The organism is Alicyclobacillus vulcanalis, assembly GCF_900156755.1.
Classification (GTDB): Bacteria; Bacillota; Bacilli; order Alicyclobacillales; family Alicyclobacillaceae; genus Alicyclobacillus; species Alicyclobacillus vulcanalis.
The window spans coordinates 304,374-323,358 of record NZ_FTOO01000001.1 but is presented as its reverse complement, the minus strand read 5'-3'; the positions used below and the strand labels follow the sequence as shown (position 1 = coordinate 323,358).

Sequence of the window (18,985 nt, the reverse complement as noted above, 5' to 3'; positions counted from 1 at the left end):
CAACCTCTCCTCAGCCCATATTTTTGATGATGTGATCGCCGAACTCGGAGCACTTCACCTCAGTTGCGCCCTCCATGAGGCGAGCGAAGTCGTACGTCACAATCTTTTGCGCAATGGTCTTCTCCATCGCGCGCGTGATGAGATCGGCCGCCTCTTGCCATCCCATGTACTCGAACATCATGACGCCCGACAGAATCACCGAACCCGGGTTCACCTTGTCGAGCCCCGCGTACTTGGGCGCCGTGCCGTGCGTCGCCTCGAAGACCGCGTGCCCCGTTTCATAGTTAATGTTGGCGCCTGGCGCAATGCCAATGCCGCCGACCTGCGCGGCGAGCGCATCGGAGATGTAGTCGCCGTTCAGGTTGAGCGTGGCGATCACGTCGTACTCGGCCGGACGCGTGAGAATCTGCTGCAGGAAGGCGTCGGCGATCACGTCCTTGACGATGATCTTGCCCGCCGCAACGGCCTCCTTCTGAGCGGCGTCAGCAGCCTCCTGACCCTTCTCCGCCTTGATCCGGTCATACTGCGCCCAGGTGAACACCTTGTCGGAGAACTCGCGCTCCGCAAGCTCGTAGCCCCAGTTCTTGAACGCGCCCTCCGTGAACTTCATGATATTGCCCTTGTGCACGAGCGTGACGCTCTTGCGGCGGTGACGCAGCGCGTACTCGATGGCGGCTCGGACCAAGCGCTCGGTCCCCTCCCGAGATACGGGCTTGACGCCGATGCCCGACGTCTCCGGGAACCGAATTTTCTTCACGCCCATTTCCTTCTGCAGGAACTCGATGACCTTTTTGACCTCCGGCGTGCCCTCCTGCCATTCGATCCCGGCGTAAATGTCCTCCGAGTTTTCGCGGAAGATGACCATGTCCACGAGTTCAGGATGTTTGACCGGAGAAGGAACGCCTTGGAAGTAGCGGACAGGGCGCTGGCACACGTACAGATCCAGCTCTTGTCGAACCGCCACGTTCAGGGAGCGGATGCCGCCTCCCACGGGTGTGGTCAGGGGACCTTTGATGCTTACAATATATTCCGACAACGCGGTCAGCGTGTCCTGCGGCAGCCACTCACCGAACATGTTGTAGGCCTTCTCGCCCGCGTACACTTCGTACCACGCGATCTTGCGTTTACCGCCGTACGCCTTCTCCACAGCGGCGTCGAACACGCGCTGCGACGCGCGCCAGATGTCCGGCCCTGTGCCGTCTCCTTCGATAAACGGAATAATCGGGTGATCTGGGACGTTCAATTTCCCGTGCGCCAACGTGATGGGTTCGCCCTCCGTCGGCAGTGCGTATCTCTGGAACGTCGGCATGGCAGGCCCTCCCAATCTCTGTACATTCTCTACGATGACCCTGCGCAACAAGAAGCGGTCCGGCTCGCCGCCGCCCGCCCTTGTCTCGCAATGCATCTCCACCCATCATATAGCACGCCATGCCCCTCTTGCAATCGCTCTCAATGCGGGCGCAAGAGAGGCACCTGCAACTCGATGAAAAATCGAAGATGGTCCGCGTCCCAATGCAAATGCCCGCGCATCCGATGCACCAGGCGTTCCACAATTTGCAATCCGACGCCCCGCTCTGGCGCGCGCCGAGCATTCGCCGCCTGTGGGGCGACGTCGTTCTCGACGGTGAGCACGACCCACTGCCCCCGCCGGTACAACGACCAAACCGCGGTCGACGGCCGCTTGGCGTGATCGATCACGTTCTTGAACAGCGTGCTGACGAGCCGCTCCCACTCGCTCTGACTGGTGTAGACGTATAGTCCTTCTTCGGCCTGGCCGCGAAGCTCAATGCCCTCCGCCTTGGCGACGGGCGTGTATCGCTCGGCGATCTCGAGCGTGAGGTCCGAAACGGCCACCGGTTCAGGCGGATCGTCGACGAGCCCAGACCGGAGTTTGGACAGGTACAACATGTCCGAGATCATCTTCGAGGCGCGGTCCAGCTCGCGCCGGATGTCGTTCGCCGCGTCCTCGGGCACGGCTCGGTTGGCGAGCATCGCGCTCGCCGTCGCAATGGGGGTTTGCAGCTCGTGCGAGAGCTCGAGCACGGCCTCCTGGTACGCGGCCCAGGTTTGAAAGGCGGGTTGCACCAGTCGGCGAGCGAGGACGAGATCGCCCGCGACGGCGAGCAAGAGGCCGGCGCCGCCGATGAGCTCCATCAGGTGGAGCGTATGCGTGAGCATGGAGCGCTCCTGAGTGATGAGGCAGTACATGTACAGCACGACGGTCGACTTGGTCGGCGACAGCGGCGACGGGTCTGCGATGCCTCGCACCGCCTGGTCGAGGGCGTCGGCCACCAGCAGCCCGCCAACGGGCAGCGAGGCCCGGCTGCCTTGATTGGCGGTCTGAATGAGGGTGGGCGCGAGCGTCGGGTCCGGGACGACGACGGTGTACAGCCGGTAGGGCTCGTTGTCGTACGTGAACGTCACAAAGTGCTTCAGAACGGCCTCTCCGTGCACCACGGAAAACGGCACGGGCGCATGCGGAGAGTGGGCAGTGGCCGCCGGCCCGACCGCGTAGTAGAAGATGGTGTTGCCGAGATCGTCCCGCACGGGCGGACCGAGGCCGTCCCGGTACACGCTCTCGGTCAGCGCCCGCTCGACAGCCGGCACGGCGTCGACCATGGCCTGCTCGGCGTCCCGCGCCACGTCATTGGTGAGCTCGCGGTACACCGCCAGGCCGACGAGCACAAGCAAGAGACCTGTGCTCACGATGAGCAGGCTCGCCACGGTGATGTACATGCGGCGAAACATGGCTCACTCGCCCTCCGGCTGCAGCGCATAGCCCCGTCCGCGCACCGTGACGATGGCGTTCTTCCAGCCGATGTTCGAACACTTCCTCCGCAGGAAGTAGATGTACGTATCGAGCGCGCTATCCGCCACCTCGGCATCAGGCCCCCACACTTTGGCAATCAGCTGATCTCGCGTCATGACCTGGTGCTTGTGACGAAACAAGGCCTCCATGAGCGCAAATTCCTTGCTGGTGAGTTCGAGCGTCCGCCCCTCGTATTCGAGGCTTCGCGATCTCGTGTGCAACTTGGCCTTGCCGTGCTCGATGACTTCGTCATCCGTGAGCGACGGCGAACGGCGGACCAGCGCGCCGACGCGCGCGAGCAGCTCATCGGGATGGAACGGCTTCCCAAGATAGTCGTCCGCGCCCTTGTTCAGGCCGAGCACGCGATCTTTGGGGTCGTTCTTGACCGTGAGCATGAGAATGGGCGTGGTGCACCCAGCCTCGCGCAGCTGGGTGAGCGCCTCGATGCCGTCCCCGTCGGGCAGCATGTAGTCGAGCACGATACAGTCGTAAGCCCCGCTCATGCCGTGCTCCACCGCAGCAAACACCGTGTCCACGGCGTCCACGAGATAGCCTCGCTGCTTGAACAGGTGAACGAGCTCGCGCTGGAGCGCCGCCTCGTCCTCCACCACCAACAGGCGCATGTCACATCCCTCCCTGCGCCTCCCGCGACTTGGCTCAGGACAGCTGAAGGAAGCCGACTTTGCGCTGCACCTCGGAGAGCGTGGCTGCGGCAATCTCGCGCGCCCGCATCGCCCCGCGGCGCAGCACCTCGTCCAGCTCGGCTGAGCTCATCAGCTCTTCATAGCGGGCCTGAATGGGTGCGAGCCGCTCGATCACGACCTCCGCCAACTCCTTCTTGAACGGCCCGTAGCCCTGGCCCTCGAATCTGCGCTCGACGTCTTCGAGCGACACGTCGGCGCAGAGCGCGTAAATCGTCATCAGGTTGCTCACGGCGGGCTTGTTCTCCGGATCAAAGCGGACCTCCCGCTCCGAGTCGGTCACCGCCCGGCCTATTTTCTTCCGAATCGTGTCCGGATTGTCCAACATGGAGATATAGGCGTTCGCACTCTCGTCGCTCTTGCTCATCTTCTTCTCCGGGTTCTCGAGGCTCATGATGCGCCCGCCGATCTCCGGGATGTACGGCTCGGGCACGACGAACGTGTCCCCAAACCGCCGGTTGAAGCGGCCCGCGACGTCGCGCGTGAGTTCCAGGTGTTGCTTTTGATCCTCACCCACCGGCACGAGATGGGCGTTGTAGAGAAGAATGTCCGCGGCCATCAGCGCGGGATACGTGAACAGCCCCGCCGTGACGACCTCATGCCGGCTCGACTTATCCTTGAATTGCGTCATCCGCTCCAGTTCGCCGTGATACGTGAAGCATTGCAAAATCCATCCGAGCTCCGCGTGCTGTGGTACGTGGGACTGCACGAACACCGTCGCCTTGCTGGGATCAATGCCCGAAGCGAGGTAGAGCGCCGCCACGGACCTCGTGTTGTGGCGCAGGGCCTCCGGGTCCTGCGGCACGGTGATGGCGTGCATGTCGACCACGCAGAACAGGCAATCGGCCTCATCCTGCAACTTGACGAAGTTGCGCATGGCGCCGAGGTAGTTGCCGATGGTCAGGGTGCCGGAGGGCTGAATGCCCGATAATACCCGTTTCATGGACATCATTCTCCCAACTGTTCAAATTCGGTTCAAATCTGCGGCGCGTCTCATCCGAAGTTCCCGCCGATGTGCGCCGGCTGCATTCGCTCTCCATGATACGCGAAAGCGGAATTCCCCTTCAAAGCGGGGAATTCCGCGCCGTCCGCTTGCTCCGTCGCCCGGTATGGCCGCCTGGGCGCCGGCGTGAACAAAAACTCAGACCGTGTGCACTTTCATGAAGTTCGTCGTGCCGGCTGTCCCCGCCGGGATGCCGCCCATGATGATGACGCGATCGCCCTTGTGCACGTGCCCGGTCGACAGCGCGCCCTGCACGGAGCTCGCCAAGAGCTCGTCCGTCGTGCCGGCGATGTCCGGCACCACGACCGGAAGCACGCCCCAGTACAGCGTCAGGCGCCGCGCGACGTGATCGAACGGGGTGACCGCGATGATGGGCGTCATCGGCCGGTGCTTCGAGACGCAGCGCGCCGTATGCCCCGAGGTGGTGGCGGTGATGATGGAAATGACGTCGAGATCCGCCGCCAGCGTGCGCACGGCGTGCGCGAGCGAGTCGGAGACGGTGTGCGTGACTTCCGTCCGGTGGCGGTACGCCACTTCGTCGTGCGCGACGGCCGCCTCGGCGCGCTCGGCGATCTGCGCCATGGTGCGCACGGATTCGAGCGGATACCTGCCGGCCGCGGTTTCTCCGGAGAGCATGATGGCGTCGGTGCCGTCGAAGATGGCGTTGGCCACGTCGCTCGCCTCCGCGCGCGTCGGCCGCGGATTGCGCTGCATCGAATCGAGCATCTGCGTCGCGGTGATGACCGGCTTGCCGTACCGGTTGCAGATGGAGATAATCCGCTTCTGCGCGAGCGGCACCTCTTCCGTCGGGATCTCCACGCCGAGATCGCCCCGGGCCACCATCATGCCGTCGGAGACCTGGGCGATCTCGTCCAGCCGATCGAGCCCCTCGCGCGTCTCGATTTTCGAGATGATGTCCGCCTGGTAGTTGTGCTCCTCCAGAATGCGGCGCACCTCGAGGACGTCAGCCGCCTTGCGCACGAAGGACGCGGCGATCATGTCGACGCCGTGTTCAATGCCGAAGCGGATGTCCGCCTTGTCCTTTTCCGTCACGCCCGGGATCCGAAGCGTCACGCCCGGCACATTGATGCCTTTGTTGTCCTTCAGGACGCCGCCATTCGTGACGCGGCAGAGGATGTCGTGGCCCTTGACCTGAATGACCTCGAGTCCAATGAGGCCGTCGTCGATGCGGATGGGCGCGCCGGGGTAGACGTCCTCCACCAAGCCTTCGTAAGAAATCCAGACGCGCTCCTTCGTGCCGTATTCCACCGGATCGATGGTCAGGACAATTTCGTCCCCGTCCTTGAGCTCCACCTGACCGCCTTGGATCTTGCCCGTGCGAATTTTCGGTCCCTTGATGTCAAGCATGATGCCCACATGCTTGCCAACGCGGGCCGACGCCTCGCGGATGCGCCGGATGCGCTCCGCGTGCTCCTCATATGTACCATGAGAAAAGTTGAGCCGGGCGACATCCAAACCGGCCTCGATCAGCTTGGTCAACATGTCGACCGATTCGCTCGCAGGGCCGATGGTGGCCACAATCTTCGTCTTTCGCATGCCTAACCCTCTCTTCGCCAAACTTTCGATCTCGTCCGTCTGCGGGCGCGCACACAAAGCGTGAAGCGGACGGTCCGGCAGGGCCGGACTCCGCTTCACGCCCGTTCGACGTAGGTTCCCATTTGCCGATACTTATGGTAACGTGCCTCGAGCAGTTCATCAATAGGCACGGACAAAAGTTCGCGCAGGCCTTCCGCCACGCTCTCGCGGACTTTGCGCACCATCCACTCCGGGTCTTTCTGCGCCCCGCCCATGGGTTCCTCGATGACCCGGTCGATCACGCCGAGATCGAGCAGGTCCTTGGCCGTCAGCCGCATGACCTCCGCCGCCTTGGGGCCGAGCTTCGCGTCCTTCCACAAGATGGCCGCCGCCGACTCGGGCGCGATGACGCAGTACCACGCGTAGTCGAGCATATAGATGCGGTCCGTGATGCCAAGCCCAAGGGCGCCGCCGCTGCCGCCCTCGCCCGTGACGATGGACAAGGTGGGCACGCGCAAGCCTGCCATGGCCAACAAATTCTCCGCAATGGCCACGCTCTGTCCGCGTTCCTCCGCCGACATGCCCGCGTACGCACCTGGCGTGTCGATGAAAAACACCACGGGGCGCCCGAACTTCTCCGCCTGCTTCATGAGCCGAAGCGCCTTCCGGTAACCCTCCGGGTTCGCCATGCCGAAGTTGCGGCGGATGTTCTCCTTGGTGTCCCGCCCCTTCTGATGGCCGATGACCGTGACCGGCTGACCCGCGATGAGCCCCACGCCGCCGACGATGGTCAGGTCGTCTGCGTAGTGGCGATCCCCGTGCAGCTCCACGAACTCGTCACACAGGCCGCGAATGTAATCCAGCGTGGTGGGCCGGCCAATTTGACGGGCCAGTTGGACGCGCTGCCAAGGCGTGAGGTTGTTGTACGTGGTCTCGGTGAGCTCCTTCAGCCGCTCCTCGAGTTTGTCGACCTCGCCTTGCAGGTCAATCTCGTTCTTCTCCATGAACGCCTTCAGCTCGGCGATCTTCGCCTTCAACTCGGCGATGGGCCGCTCGAAGTCCAGCTCATTCGCCATGTGCCCACCCCCGAGCCGTATGGATGCGAACCAGTGCGCCGAGCGTCTGGCGCATCTGTTTCCGGTGCACGACCTTGTCGATCATGCCGTGTTTGAGGTTAAACTCGGCCGTCTGGAAATCGTCCGGAAGACTCTGGCGCATGGTCTGCTCCACCACGCGCCGCCCGGCGAATCCAAACATGGCGCCAGGCTCCGCGACGATCACGTCGCCGAGGCTCGCGAAGCTCGCGCTCACGCCTCCCGTCGTGGGATGAGTGATGACCGAGATGAACAGCACGCGCGCCTCGGCCATTCGCTGCAGCGCGACGCTCGTCTTGGCCATCTGCATGAGCGACAAAATCCCCTCCTGCATCCGCGCGCCGCCCGAAGCGGTGAACAAAATAAGCGGCCGCTTGCTTTCCGCCGACCGCTCCATCGCCCGCGCGATGCGCTCGCCGACCGCCGAACCCATGCTGCCCATCATAAAGCCTGGGTCCATCGCGCCAATCACAATCGGCACGCCCTCAAGTTCGGCTTCCCCGGTCACCACGCCTTCCAAAAGCCCCGTCGCGCGCATGGCGGCCTCGAGCTTCTCCTCGTACTGCGGAAACCCGAGCGGATTCGTCGACGTCAGCCGAGCGTCGATTTCGCGAAAGCTCCCCTCGTCCACGGTGATGTCGATGCGCGTGCGCGCCCCAATTCGAAAGTGATGGTTGCACTCCGGGCACGTGTACAGGTGTTTCTGGAGCTCTTTCCCCAAAATCAGCGCGCCACAGCCGTCGCACTTCTGCACGAGCCCCTTTGGCACATCTCGCTCCTGCGCAGGCCGAGGCTGCCTCGCCTCAGGCGCCTCTTCGCCCGTTCCGACCGTGACGTATTGGCGCCGCCGGTTGAACAGATCTTTTAACACAACCCCACCTCTTTAACCCCGCTCTTGCGCCCGAAGCGCGCTGTCACGACAACGACGAGTGCAGGATATCCCTCAGCACATCCTGCGCCTCGTCGAGCTCGCTCTCTGGAATCAAAATCTCGTATTGCTCTTTCGCGCCGCGCGCCTTCTTCACCTTGACTAGGAAGCCTTCTTCCGTCATCTTCAGGCGAATTCGCTCCGCCTGCTGCGATGTCGGTGCGATGTAGATGACCGTCCACATGGCTCTTACGCTCCTAGCAAGCATCATGATGACTCTTGCCCGCATTATACCATGTCTGTCCGAACAGGCATATGCACAAACCAGGGCGTTCAGACCGTCGGCGTTCAGGCATCGGCGTTCAGGCGTTCAAAAGAACGCTGTCACCTCAACCGGACGTTGCCAAGTCCCACGCGCTCTTCGAGTGCAGCAATCAAGTCCTCGGTGACGCGCACCCGGTACCGCGAACCCAGGAGGCGAGCCCGGCCCGTGGAGGCATCGTACAGGGCGACCTCCGTTTCACCGGGCGACATGGCGAGCACGCGCTGGATTTCGCGCAATACCTGGCCGCCTCCCCGGCTGCGATAGCGGATGTACAGGCGCTTCGGGCGCGAGGCGGACGGCTCACCCTCGCGATCGCGGCTCGCCGTCTGCTGCATCTCCGCTTCCACGAACAGGTCGAGCGCCGCCCACTGGCGGCTGTCCTCCGCGCGCGCCAGCGCCTCCTCGAACATCTGCTGTCGCACCTTGTTTGACGCGTTGTCTGGGAAAAACTCGTCAAACGCCCCGGCGGCCAACAGGCTGTCGAGCGCCTTACGATTGACGATGCGCGGCTCGATGCGCCGCAAAAAATCGGCAAGCGAGGCAAACGGCCGCTCCGCGCGAAGCGACAGGATGTGATCGACGGCCGCTTCGCCGACGTTGCGCACCGAGATGAGCCCCGCGCGCAAGCTGCCGTCCTCCTCCACGGTGTAGCCGCGATCGCTCAGCTGGACCGACGGCGGCCGCACCGCGATGCCGTTTCGCCGCGCGTCCTGCTCGTACAGGCGGATCTTCTCGGGCATGCCCATGGACAGGGTGAGAAGTGCCGCCAAGAAATCGGGCAAAAAGTGCGCGCGCAAGTAAGCCGTTCGGAAGGCGAGCACCGCGTAGGCGGCCGCATGCGAGCGATTGAACCCGTAATCCGCGAAGCGCACGATGAGGTCGTACACCTCGCGCGCCGTCTCCTCGCTGTAACCGCGCCGAACGCAGCCCTCGACGAAGCGGGACCGCTCCTCGTCCAGGATCTCGCGCTTTTTCTTCGACACCGCGCGACGCAAGAGGTCCGCCTCCGCCAGGGAAAAACCCGCCATGCGGCTCGCGATCTGCATGATTTGCTCCTGATACACGATGACGCCGTAGGTGTCGGCCAAAATGGGCTCGAGATCGGGATGCGGATACGTGACGGGCCGCCGGCCGTGCTTCGCGTCGCAGAATGCGGGGATGTTCTCCATGGGTCCCGGGCGGTTCAGCGAAATGACGGCGATCACGTCGTCGAGGCTCGTCGGCCGCAGCTCCCTCAGCACGCGCCGCATCCCGGCGGACTCCAGCTGAAAGACGCCGTTCGTGTCGGCGCGCGACAAAAGCGCGTAGGTGGCCGGATCGCCCTCGTCCACCTGCCGCCAATCGACGGTGACTCCGGTGCGGCGCCGGATGGAGGCGAGACAGCGGTCGATGAGCGTCAGCGTCTTGAGGCCCAGGAAGTCCATCTTGACGAAGCCGAGCGCCTCCACGTCCTCCATCGGATACGCGGTGACGGGTGTGTCGTCGGCGGCCGCGTCCAGCGGGATCCAATCCGCAATGGGCTCGGGCGAGATGATCACGCCCGCCGCATGGATGGACGTGTGGTGGGGCAAATCCTCGATACGCTTGGCCGCCTCAAACAGCCGCCTGGCCTCAGGGCTGCCATCGACGAGCGCCCGAAACGGCTGGGACTCCGCGTACGCTCCGTCGAGCGACGCGTGCACCACGCCCGGCACAAGCTTCGCGAGGCGATCGACGAGGGCCGGATCGGCGCCAAGCATGCGCCCGGCATCCCTGAGGGCCGCGCGGGCCTGGAGCGTCCCAAATGTGCCGATCTGCGCGACGTGATCGCGCCCGTACTTCTCCATCACATAGCGAATGATTTCGCCGCGCCGCTCGTACTCGAAGTCCGTGTCGATGTCGGGCAGCGAGACGCGCGCCGGGTTCAAAAACCGCTCGAACAAAAGCTTGTGCCGGATCGGGTCCACGTCCGTGATGCGCAGCGCGTACGCGACAAGGCTGCCGGCGGCCGATCCGCGCCCTGGGCCCGTCGAGATGCCCTGCTGATGCGCATGGCGGATGAAATCGGCCACCACCAGGAAGTAATCCGCATAGCCCATGCTGCAGATGACGTCGAGCTCGTGGGCGAGGCGCGCCTCGACGTCTGGGGATAGGGCCCCGTATCGCTTGACCGCGCCCGCGCGCGCCGCTTCCCGCAACACCTCGTCCGCTCGGCGCCCGTCCTTCGTCGGATAGCGGGGCATGCGCACCTGGTGAAGCGGCAAATCGAGCGCGCACATCTCCGCAATGTCTGCGGTTCGCGCGATCGCGTCCGGAAAATGAGCAAACCGGTCGGCCATCTCCGCCTGGGTCGCGAAGTGAAACTCGTCCACTGCAAACCGCTCCGCCGCATCGACCTGGTTGAGCCCCGCGTACGCCCGATGCCACGGCGCGTCCGCGCGGGAAAGGTAGCGGACGTCGTGGGTCGCGACGAGCGGAATGGCGAAGCGCTTGGCCAACCGAATGAGTCCGGGCAGCCCTTCTCGCTCGCGCAAGAGCCCGTGATCCTGCAGCTCGGCGTACAGCTGACCCGCGGGAACCGCATTGGCCAACTGACACAGGTGACGCTCCGCCGCTTCCTCGTCGCCCTGCACGAGAAGGTCAAACAGGCGCGATTCGGGACCGCCCACAAGCACCACCAAGTCGTCCGAACACGCGGCCAGTTCCCGAAGGGTGACGTGCGGCACCGGCCGATTCCAGCGCGCCGTCGTCGCGAGCCGCGTGAGCCGCCGATAGCCCCCCATCCCCCTCGCGAGCACCACCGCAGTCTCGAAGGACGCCCGAGCCCGCGCGGACGGCTCCTCCTCCAACGCGAGCGACAGCTGCATGCCAAGAACGGGCGCAACCCCTTCCTGGCGCGCGAGGCGGTAAAACTGAAGCGCTCCGTACATCGCATTCGTGTCGGTGACAGCCACGGCCCGCATCCCGCAGCGCTTCGCGGCCAAAACGACGTCCTCCACGCGCAGGAGGCTCTCGCGAAACGAAAACGCCGTATGCACGTGCAGGTGCACAAACTCCAACGCCTTCACCTCTCGATCCACTGCGCGGTGACGAGCGCCTTCGCAAACACGTCCGTCCTGTCGGCGATCTCGACCTCCACCTTCGCATAGCGCCTGCCGTCGTTCAAGACGCGCGCACGCGCGTCAATCGTCGTGTCCACTGGCACAGGCCGCAACACGTACAGCGTCATGTTTTCAATCAGCATGTCCACGTGGCGCGCCCTGCGCAGGCAGACGCGCGCTGCCTCCTGAATGAGGGTGGTCAGCGATCCCGTCGCAAGTGTGCCACCCGAGGTGGTCATCTGGGGTGTCACCTGGCCGCGCAACACCGCCGTGCCGTCCGGCGCTTGGGCCAGGTTGAAGTCGCGCACCACGATGTCCTCGACCGTCTCCCCGACCTGCGGCTGACGATTCATGATCTGCAGCGCGCGAATCACGTCCTGACGCGTGATGACGCCGATCACGTCCTTGTCTTTCACCACCGGCATCATCTCGAAGCCCTCGAATGCCATCCGGTGTGCGGCCGACGCAATCGTCGTCTTCGGCGTCACGGACACCGGATTCCGCGTCATGTAGCGCGACACCGGGCCATCCAGTTCCGCCTCCGCGACGTCGCGCGGGCTGATGATCCCGACCAGTCGCCCGCTGGCGTCCACCACCGGCATGCGTGAATGTCCGGTCTCTTCCACCAGATGATAGTACCGGCGCACGCTGTCCTCAGGTTTCAGCGTGACCAGCGGCTGGTCCTGCTGCAGGACGTCTTCGACGTACAGAATGTCTTTCTTGATCAGCCGATCGTACAGCGCGCGGTTGATGAGCGAAGCGGTGGTAAAGGTGTCATACGAACACGAAATGAGCGGAAGCTGATACTCGTTGGCCAGCTTCTCGACCATGGGCGAAGCCGTGAAACCGCCCGTGATGAGCACCGCGGCGCCGCTCTTCAGCGACATCCGCTGAACCTGCTCCCGGTTACCCACAATCATCAGGCAACCGGGGCTCAGGTAGCGGCTGATGGACTCGGTGCGCATGGCGCCAATCACAAACCGGCTCAGCGTCTTGTGCAGGCCTTCCTTGCCTCCGAGTACCGTGCCCTCCACGATGCGCACCACTTCGGCGAAGGTCAGGCGCTCAATCTGCTCCTTCTCCTTCTTCTCCACCCGCACCGTGCCAATGCGGTCGAGCGTGGACACGAAGCCCTCCGCCTCAGCCTCTTTGATGGCGCGGTAGGCCGTTCCCTCCGACACGTTCAGCACGCGCGCGATTTTGCGAACGGAAATCTGGGAGCCCACCGGCAGCGATCGGATGTACTCCAGGATTTGTTGATGTTTGGTCGTCACGGATCCTCCTCGGACCGCTTGGCGGTCCCTCGCGGCTTAGAATCTAGCTTGATCATAGCTTTCACGAACCTGTCGTCAATTGCCTCCGAAATCCGTGTAGAATGGTGGCAGAGCCTGTGCGACGAGGAGACGTGAGTCATGCGCGTATACGAAGACGTGCGCCGAATGGTGGGCATGCGCGGCGCCTCTCATCCTGCGCTCGACTGGACCTGGCGCATCGCGGTCATCCTCTTCTCCGACCTCATTGGCGCCGTGGCGGTCAACAACTTCCTGACCCCAGCCCACATCCTCGCCGGTGGCGTGACCGGCGTGGCGCAGATCCTCCATCACTATGTCCCCGCGCTCGGCGTGGGCACGATGTACTTCGTGTTCAACATTCCGCTTTTCATTCTCGGGTACCGCTACCTCGGACGGCGGTTCATCTTTCAAACCGGCATTGCCATCCTCGGCTTCTCCGCCCTCGCCGACTTCGTGCATCTCCATTTTTCCACGCCGACGGATCCGCTGCTCATGGGTCTGTATGGCGGCGTGCTGACGGGACTCTCCTCCGGTCTCGTCATCCGCGTCGGCGGGTCCATGGGGGGCACCGACATCGTCAGCCTCGTGGTGCACCGCTTGACCGGCCGCAACATCGGCTCCGTGAGTTTCGTGATGAACGCCGCGATCGTGCTTCTGTCGATGCTCGTCTTCGGCGTGCCCGCTGGGCTGTACACCCTGGTCAGCATGTACGCGGCATCCCGGGTCGTCTCCGGGCTCATGCACTTTCAGCAGCGCAAGACGGCGCTCATCGTCACGGCCAAGCCGAGCGAGGTGGCGAGCGCCATCGGCCAGAAGCTCGTGCGCGGATCGACCGTGATGCGCGCCTATGGGGCATACACGCAGCGCGAGCGCGGCGTGCTGTTGTGCGCGATGACGCACCTCGAAATTGCGGATCTCAAGGAGATTGTCCAGTCGCTCGATCCCGACGCCTTTATCACCATCCTCGACACCACCGAGGTCATCGGCCGATTCCGGCAAAGTGCACCGTAATCGCACCACGTTTAACTTTCTATCTCTGCGAGCAAACTTATAAGGAGCGTCAGTCTTGAAATCCTCGCAGGGAGGTCGATTGAACGTGAAGGTCCCGTTGACCATCGTCGCGGCGCTCGCCGCATGGGCTGTCGGGGTCTGGCCGAGCGTCGACGCTTGGGCGGATGCCTCCATCCTTCATCACGCCCTGGCGCACACGCTGTTCCTCATCGCCGGCGGGTTATTGGGCTTCGAAGCCGCGCATTACGCCGAAACCGCCGCGCGCCATCAAGCGTCGGAGCGCGAGTACGGGCCGACCGACGAGCAGGAGGTGGCGCAGTCATGAAGCGGTACACCTGGTTCTATGCCTCGCTTGCGTATCTCGGGGCAGCGGCTCTGGCTGTCACGTACCTGCCTGGCGTCTTGGACGACGCGCGGCCTGTCATTCACTTTTCGCAACACCTCGCCATCACGGTGGCCGCGTTCCTCACCGCGTATGGGGTGGAGCGTTTGCGCCAGCGCTCCAGAAATTGATCCAATCGTGGCAAAGGACCCCCACAGTTTCACCTCCACGTGACGAATGATGTGAGTAACAAGCGATCGAGGTGACTTCTGTGAAACGGGGTCTTTTTCTTGCCATCGCGGCGTCGGCCGCCAGCCTGATGTCCGGCTGTCTCGTGCCCCAAGCGGAGGCGCGCACCACAACGGCGACGGTGATGATCGCCCTGGCGAACGACACGGGGAATGGCACAGACCAGGGATCCTCAACCAGCGGCGCTGCGGGCAGCGGACAGCATCCCAATATCCACCAAATCATGACGCAGTTTGAGCAGGCCATCGCACCCTACGAGACCATTCATCCGACGCAGATTCCCCATCCGTCCAACCCAGCGCAGTCCCTGCCCACGTCGCCTGCAGCCATTGACCAGGCGCTGCAGGAAACGCTTCAAACGTACAAACAGGCCACCCAAAGCGACAGGCAGGCCCAACAGCAGCTGCAGTCGGCGTTCAACGCGTACATCAGCGCACTCCAACTGTTCGTTCAGGTGGGCGATCTCGACATTCTCACCCAACAAACGCCAGATTCCACGGCCGTGGTCTCCTACCTCCAGGACGCGCTCTACGAACAGGCGGGCGTGGCCGCGGATTTTCAGGCCCTGCATCAGGCCTATGCCCAGGGAGATAACGCGTCCATGTTGGCAGCTCTTCTCGACATGACGCAGTTAGAGCAACAGAAGGTGTCGGACCTGAAAGCAGCCATCAAGATCCTCACAAAGATGACCGCCACGCTTCAGGCAGGTTTAAGCGATTAAAGCAAGGCGCCGCCCCATGGCGGCGCCTTTTTCGTGAAACCCCGAGAGGGGTATGCCAACGGGCAACCCCGCATTTTTACGTTACATCCCGAAAAAAACAAAATCCCCGCCTCACGCGTGAGGCGAGGATTCCCGCAGCATCGGGAAGTCAGGGATAGGTACAGTGTAGAACAAGGTCAACTACACCACACTGTCAGTATAGCCACTTCGCTCGCGACCCACATGAGTCTTGAGACCTATCTTTGTGCTCGACCCGCAACAATTTCGATACAGCCCGCGTCAGCTTTGGTACAAATCGGACGACAGATACCTCTCACCCGTATCTGGCGCCATGCACAGGACGCGCGCCTCCTTCGGCAGTTTTGCCGCGATGTGCAGGCCGTGGAAGACAGACGCTGCGCCAGACGCGCCAAGCAGGATGCCCTCTTCGGCTGCGACGCGGCGGGCCATGGTTTGCGCGTCGTGATCGTCGATGAGGAGGATTTCGTCAAACGCGTCGCGGTTCAGGATGCTCGGCACAAAGCCGGGACCGGTGCCGGGAATCTTGTGCGGACCAGGCTGACCTCCGGAGAGAACCGGCGAGCCCTTGGGCTCCACCACGTAAATCTTGATGCCTGGAATGCGCTGCTTCAGGACCTCGCCCGTCCCGGTGACGGTTCCTCCCGTGCCGGCCGTCAACACGAGCGCGTCCAATTTGCCCCCGAAATCCTCGATGATCTCAAGCGCGGTCGACTTGCGGTGTGCGTCCGGATTCGCCGGATTGTCGAATTGGGCCGGAATGAAGCTGTGCGGGATGCGCGCAGCCAGCTCTTCGGCCAGTTCGATGGCGCCCTTCATGCGCTTCGATTCCGGCGTGAGATGCACCTCGGCGCCGTACGCCTTCAGGAGTTTGACGCGCTCCTCCGTCGCGTTTTCAGGCATCGTGATGATGCAGCGGTAGCCCTTCGCCGCGCAAACCATGGCGAGCCCGATGCCTGTATTCCCGGAGGTCGCTTCAATGACCGTGCTTTTGCCTGGAATGAGCTTGCCCTGTCGCTCCGCCTCTAAAATCATGTTCAGCGCCGGCCGGTCCTTGACGCTGCCCGCCGGGTTCTTGCCTTCAAGTTTGACGTAGACGCTCGCGCCGTTCGGATCCGGCAGGCGGTTCAAGCGAACGACCGGCGTGTGACCGACGAGATCGAGAATGGAATTGTACAAGGGCATGGCCAATCTCCTCACGCGCCGCAGCCCGAGGCCGCGGCAGAAATATACCAACTTCTATAGTATAACTCGGAAAACGGGAAACGCCAGCGTCATCCGATGTTCAGCGTTTCGTGGAGCAGGCGGACGGCCGTCTCTTCGTCCTGACAGACGAGCAACATGGTATCGTCTCCGCAAATGGTGCCAAGCAGGCCGGGCGGATCCAGGGCGTCCATGAGCGCCCCGATGGCGTGCGCGTTCCCGGGCGCCACCTTGATGACAATGAGGTTATTCGCGCGCGCGTGCGAGAGGAACACCTCGGCCAACCGGCGGCGAAGTGCGTCGACGGAGACTTTGTTCACGGCGGTGGGCAGCGCGTACTTGTACTTCCCGTTCGATCCCACCACCTTGACGAGCTGAAGCTCCTTGATGTCTCGCGAAATGGTGGCCTGCGTGACCGGAAATCCCGCTTCTTCGAGCGCGCGCACCAAATCCTCCTGCGTCTCGATCTCGTTTTGGCTCACAATCTCGCGTATGCGCATCAAGCGCTGTTCCTTGCTCTGCACAGTGAGTCTCCTTTTCATTCGTCTCCATGTCGTCGCTCGGCATAGCTTGTCCCACACTCATTGTAACTCATTCGCGCGCCCACGCGCTCCGTGCGGTACACTGGAGCTAGAGGTGATTTCGCATTCCCACGCGGAAAATCCTTCACATCGACATGAACGCCTTTTACGCCTCGTGCCACGTCGCGGAAGAGCCGGAGCGCTACGCCGGCCGGCCCATCGCCGTCGCGGGCGATCCGGCGACGCGCCACGGCGTGGTCGTGACCGCCAGTTACGAGGCCCGAGCCCGAGGGGTCAAGCCGCCCATGCCGGTTCAGCGGGCCCTGGCGCGCTGCCCGGATCTCGTCTTGGTGCGGCCCAACTTTGACTTGTACCGCTCGTATGCGCGCAGGGTATTCGCCCTCGTGCGCGAGTTCACGCCAGACGTCGAGATCGTCAGCATCGATGAATGCTTCGCCGAGGTGACGCGCGCCCCAGGTGGCGACAGGCCGCTGGAGCTCGCGCGCAGACTTCAGGGGCGCATTCTGGACGAGCTGCGGCTGCCCTCGAGCGTAGGCGTCGCGCCGAACAAGTTTCTGGCGAAGATGGCGAGTGACATGAACAAGCCGATGGGGATCACGGAGCTCAACGCGGAGAACATGCCATTGTTGCTGTGGCCCTTGCCCATCGAGCACATGCATGGTGTGGGCCCAAGCACGGCGCGACGCTTGCGCCGCATTGGCGTGCAGACCATTGGGGATTTGGCCGTGCAATCCCTCGACGTTCTGGGGCGCGTGCTCGGCCCCCGGGCCGCCGAGCTGAAGGCGCGGGCAAACGGCGTCGATCCTCGCCCGCTCGAGACTGAGCCCCAGCCGCCGAAAAGCGTGGGGCATTCCATCACCCTCGCCGTGGACGCGCGGTCGTTCGACGAGGTCGAGGGGGTCGTGATGGACCTTTGCGATCGCGTCACGTCCCGGATGCGGCGGTACGAGGTGATGGGCCGCGTGGTGGCGGTCTCCGTGCGCGATCGCCACATGCGCACGATGCGCCATCAGGACACCCTCCCCAAGCACGTTCGCCACGCGAGTGAACTGTTTCAGGCCGCGAAGGCTCTGTTTCTCAGGGTTTGGCCGAGCGAGCCGGTGCGGTTGCTCGGCGTTTCGGTGGAAGGGCTCGTCCCGCTCAGTGGACAAGGCGTACAACTCAGCCTGTGGGACACCGCAGCGCCTGGCGGACTGCCGAGAAACGAAAAACTCGAGCGGCTGGAGCGCGTGATGGACGAGGTGCGCGCGAAGTTCGGCCCGAGCGCGCTGCGGCTGGCGCGATCCCTTTCGGGACACAAAGACGACGTGCACGGGCGCGGCACGTCGCTCGAACGATTGGACGACGAGGAGGATGCAAAATGATGGATCCGTTGCACGGCAACCTCGACCCTATCGCCACGATTTTGGCTTGCCTCGTTTTGGCTGTCGGCCTCGTAGCTTGGACAAGCAGGCGGTCGTGAACCACCGCCCGCCTGCCTCTCCGTTTTCCCACCCTGCTAACCGCGAGCTCGAAGGCGGATGCGCCCGGTGCCCTCATCACGGCCCTGCGTTGGGCGTTGATAAGGCGCTTCCTCGAGCTGGCGCGCTCGTTCGCGATCGGCGCCGAGCAAAAAATACAGATTGGCCCCGATGAACAGCGCCAGAAAAAGCATCCACAGCGCCGAAAACGTGCCCGCGACACCATGCTCCAATTTGGGCAGACGCGGCACACCATAGACGGCGAGGGCCAGCGCCGCAAGTCCGTAAATCGCCGACGTTCGTCGCACCTGTTTGGGTACGCCTACCCTTCTCCGCACGGCCGTCCTCCTCCTTTGCCTGTCCGATACATATGCCGAACGTGTTCGCAACATGCACAGCCTGGCGTCGCCCCGCATGACCCTTGCCGTGTCGGGGAACATTGAGCACGAAACCACAGTACATGAAGGAGGATGGACCATGGGTGTCATGGAGACCTTCGAGAACTGGAAACAATTCCTCGGGGAACACGTCGATCGCGCCAAGGAAGCGGGCCTGAACCAGGACCAGCTCGCGAACATTGCCACGAAAGTCGGCGAGTTTCTGGCGAGCAAGGTGGACCCGAAAAACCCCGAGCAGCAGCTCTTGAAGGAAATGTGGAACGTGGCGGACGATGAAGAGCGCCGCGCCATCGCAAGCATTATGGTGAAAATGGCGGATCGGGCTCACTGAGGACAGGCGTTCCGCCGCGCAG

Annotated in this window: 19 protein-coding genes; 6 read left to right on the top strand and 13 right to left on the bottom strand. The window is 63.3% G+C overall.

Translation table 11 applies throughout. The features are described from left to right. Positions 1-10: 10 nt before the first annotated feature. The 10 genes from icd to BW934_RS01545 all read right to left on the bottom strand — a co-directional run bounded on the left by icd (position 11) and on the right by BW934_RS01545 (position 12,690). Complete coding sequence (gene icd / locus BW934_RS01590) at positions 11-1,309, bottom strand: NADP-dependent isocitrate dehydrogenase (RefSeq protein ID WP_076344370.1); 1,299 nt, start codon at positions 1,307-1,309, stop codon at positions 11-13. 140 nt (positions 1,310-1,449) lie between these two features. Further along, positions 1,450-2,748, bottom strand: a complete 1,299-nt coding sequence (locus BW934_RS01585) for a sensor histidine kinase (RefSeq protein ID WP_076344368.1) — start codon at positions 2,746-2,748, stop codon at positions 1,450-1,452. A 3-nt stretch (positions 2,749-2,751) separates the two neighbouring features. Continuing rightward, entirely contained in the window at positions 2,752-3,432 is a 681-nt protein-coding gene (locus tag BW934_RS01580) for a response regulator transcription factor (protein WP_076344366.1), read from the bottom strand. 34 nt (positions 3,433-3,466) lie between these two features. After that, on the bottom strand, positions 3,467-4,453 hold the full coding sequence (gene trpS / locus BW934_RS01575; RefSeq protein WP_084182411.1) for a tryptophan--tRNA ligase: 987 nt from the start codon (positions 4,451-4,453) through the stop codon (positions 3,467-3,469). Between the two features lie 198 nt (positions 4,454-4,651). Next, a complete protein-coding gene (gene pyk / locus BW934_RS01570; protein WP_076344362.1) occupies positions 4,652-6,070 on the bottom strand; it encodes a pyruvate kinase in 1,419 nt (472 codons plus the stop codon). Between the two features lie 95 nt (positions 6,071-6,165). Continuing rightward, entirely contained in the window at positions 6,166-7,125 is a 960-nt protein-coding gene (locus BW934_RS01565; protein ID WP_076344360.1) for an acetyl-CoA carboxylase carboxyltransferase subunit alpha, read from the bottom strand. Then, positions 7,115-8,014, bottom strand: a complete 900-nt coding sequence (gene accD / locus BW934_RS01560) for an acetyl-CoA carboxylase, carboxyltransferase subunit beta (protein ID WP_076344358.1) — start codon at positions 8,012-8,014, stop codon at positions 7,115-7,117. Before accD ends, BW934_RS01565 begins: the two co-directional genes overlap by 11 nt. A gap of 43 nt (positions 8,015-8,057) precedes the next feature. Beyond that, positions 8,058-8,255, bottom strand: a complete 198-nt coding sequence (locus BW934_RS01555) for a glutamate decarboxylase (protein ID WP_076344356.1) — start codon at positions 8,253-8,255, stop codon at positions 8,058-8,060. A gap of 140 nt (positions 8,256-8,395) precedes the next feature. Further along, positions 8,396-11,365, bottom strand: coding sequence for a DNA polymerase III subunit alpha (gene dnaE, locus BW934_RS01550; protein WP_234969481.1), 2,970 nt, complete (start codon positions 11,363-11,365; stop codon positions 8,396-8,398). Positions 11,366-11,379: 14 nt separating this feature from the next. Further along, positions 11,380-12,690 (bottom strand): DRTGG domain-containing protein, encoded by a 1,311-nt coding sequence (locus BW934_RS01545; protein ID WP_076344354.1) that lies wholly within the window; start codon positions 12,688-12,690, stop codon positions 11,380-11,382. 138 nt (positions 12,691-12,828) lie between these two features. Here BW934_RS01545 and BW934_RS01540 point away from each other — a divergent pair, with 138 nt between their 5' ends. The 4 genes from BW934_RS01540 (at position 12,829) to BW934_RS01525 (ending at position 15,011) form a co-directional block, all read left to right on the top strand. After that, positions 12,829-13,719 carry a YitT family protein gene (locus BW934_RS01540; protein WP_076344352.1) on the top strand — a complete coding sequence of 297 codons (891 nt, stop codon included), beginning with the start codon at positions 12,829-12,831 and terminating at the stop codon, positions 13,717-13,719. Positions 13,720-13,804: 85 nt separating this feature from the next. Beyond that, a complete protein-coding gene (locus BW934_RS01535; protein WP_076344692.1) occupies positions 13,805-14,044 on the top strand; it encodes a hypothetical protein in 240 nt (79 codons plus the stop codon). Continuing rightward, positions 14,041-14,232 (top strand): hypothetical protein, encoded by a 192-nt coding sequence (locus BW934_RS01530; protein ID WP_076344350.1) that lies wholly within the window; start codon positions 14,041-14,043, stop codon positions 14,230-14,232. The genes BW934_RS01535 and BW934_RS01530 overlap by 4 nt, the downstream gene beginning before the upstream one ends. Before the next feature lie 80 nt (positions 14,233-14,312). Then, positions 14,313-15,011, top strand: coding sequence for a hypothetical protein (locus tag BW934_RS01525; RefSeq protein ID WP_076344348.1), 699 nt, complete (start codon positions 14,313-14,315; stop codon positions 15,009-15,011). A gap of 279 nt (positions 15,012-15,290) precedes the next feature. On the opposite strand, the gene cysK is transcribed toward BW934_RS01525, so the two are convergent. Continuing rightward, entirely contained in the window at positions 15,291-16,214 is a 924-nt protein-coding gene (gene cysK / locus BW934_RS01520; RefSeq protein ID WP_076344346.1) for a cysteine synthase A, read from the bottom strand. Between the two features lie 89 nt (positions 16,215-16,303). Further along, positions 16,304-16,774 carry an arginine repressor gene (gene argR / locus BW934_RS01515; protein WP_076344344.1) on the bottom strand — a complete coding sequence of 157 codons (471 nt, stop codon included), beginning with the start codon at positions 16,772-16,774 and terminating at the stop codon, positions 16,304-16,306. Positions 16,775-16,878: 104 nt separating this feature from the next. On the opposite strand from argR, the gene dinB reads away from it, so the two are divergent. Further along, positions 16,879-18,138, top strand: coding sequence for a DNA polymerase IV (dinB, locus tag BW934_RS01510; RefSeq protein ID WP_327077681.1), 1,260 nt, complete (start codon positions 16,879-16,881; stop codon positions 18,136-18,138). A gap of 134 nt (positions 18,139-18,272) precedes the next feature. Here dinB and BW934_RS01505 read toward each other — a convergent pair whose 3' ends face one another. After that, on the bottom strand, positions 18,273-18,572 hold the full coding sequence (locus BW934_RS01505; protein WP_076344340.1) for a hypothetical protein: 300 nt from the start codon (positions 18,570-18,572) through the stop codon (positions 18,273-18,275). 139 nt (positions 18,573-18,711) lie between these two features. Here BW934_RS01505 and BW934_RS01500 point away from each other — a divergent pair, with 139 nt between their 5' ends. Then, positions 18,712-18,963 (top strand): DUF3243 domain-containing protein, encoded by a 252-nt coding sequence (locus BW934_RS01500; protein ID WP_012811617.1) that lies wholly within the window; start codon positions 18,712-18,714, stop codon positions 18,961-18,963. Positions 18,964-18,985 lie beyond the last annotated feature (22 nt).

Coding starts and splice junctions, on each gene's coding strand:
- icd (WP_076344370.1), bottom strand. CDS start 1,309: ATGCCGACGTTCCAGAGATACGCACTGCCGACGGAGGGCGAACCCATC.
- BW934_RS01585 (WP_076344368.1), bottom strand. CDS start 2,748: ATGTTTCGCCGCATGTACATCACCGTGGCGAGCCTGCTCATCGTGAGC.
- BW934_RS01580 (WP_076344366.1), bottom strand. CDS start 3,432: ATGCGCCTGTTGGTGGTGGAGGACGAGGCGGCGCTCCAGCGCGAGCTC.
- trpS (WP_084182411.1), bottom strand. CDS start 4,453: ATGAAACGGGTATTATCGGGCATTCAGCCCTCCGGCACCCTGACCATC.
- pyk (WP_076344362.1), bottom strand. CDS start 6,070: ATGCGAAAGACGAAGATTGTGGCCACCATCGGCCCTGCGAGCGAATCG.
- BW934_RS01565 (WP_076344360.1), bottom strand. CDS start 7,125: ATGGCGAATGAGCTGGACTTCGAGCGGCCCATCGCCGAGTTGAAGGCG.
- BW934_RS01555 (WP_076344356.1), bottom strand. CDS start 8,255: ATGTGGACGGTCATCTACATCGCACCGACATCGCAGCAGGCGGAGCGA.
- BW934_RS01540 (WP_076344352.1), top strand. CDS start 12,829: ATGCGCGTATACGAAGACGTGCGCCGAATGGTGGGCATGCGCGGCGCC.
- BW934_RS01530 (WP_076344350.1), top strand. CDS start 14,041: ATGAAGCGGTACACCTGGTTCTATGCCTCGCTTGCGTATCTCGGGGCA.
- cysK (WP_076344346.1), bottom strand. CDS start 16,214: ATGCCCTTGTACAATTCCATTCTCGATCTCGTCGGTCACACGCCGGTC.
- argR (WP_076344344.1), bottom strand. CDS start 16,774: ATGAAAAGGAGACTCACTGTGCAGAGCAAGGAACAGCGCTTGATGCGC.
- BW934_RS01500 (WP_012811617.1), top strand. CDS start 18,712: ATGGGTGTCATGGAGACCTTCGAGAACTGGAAACAATTCCTCGGGGAA.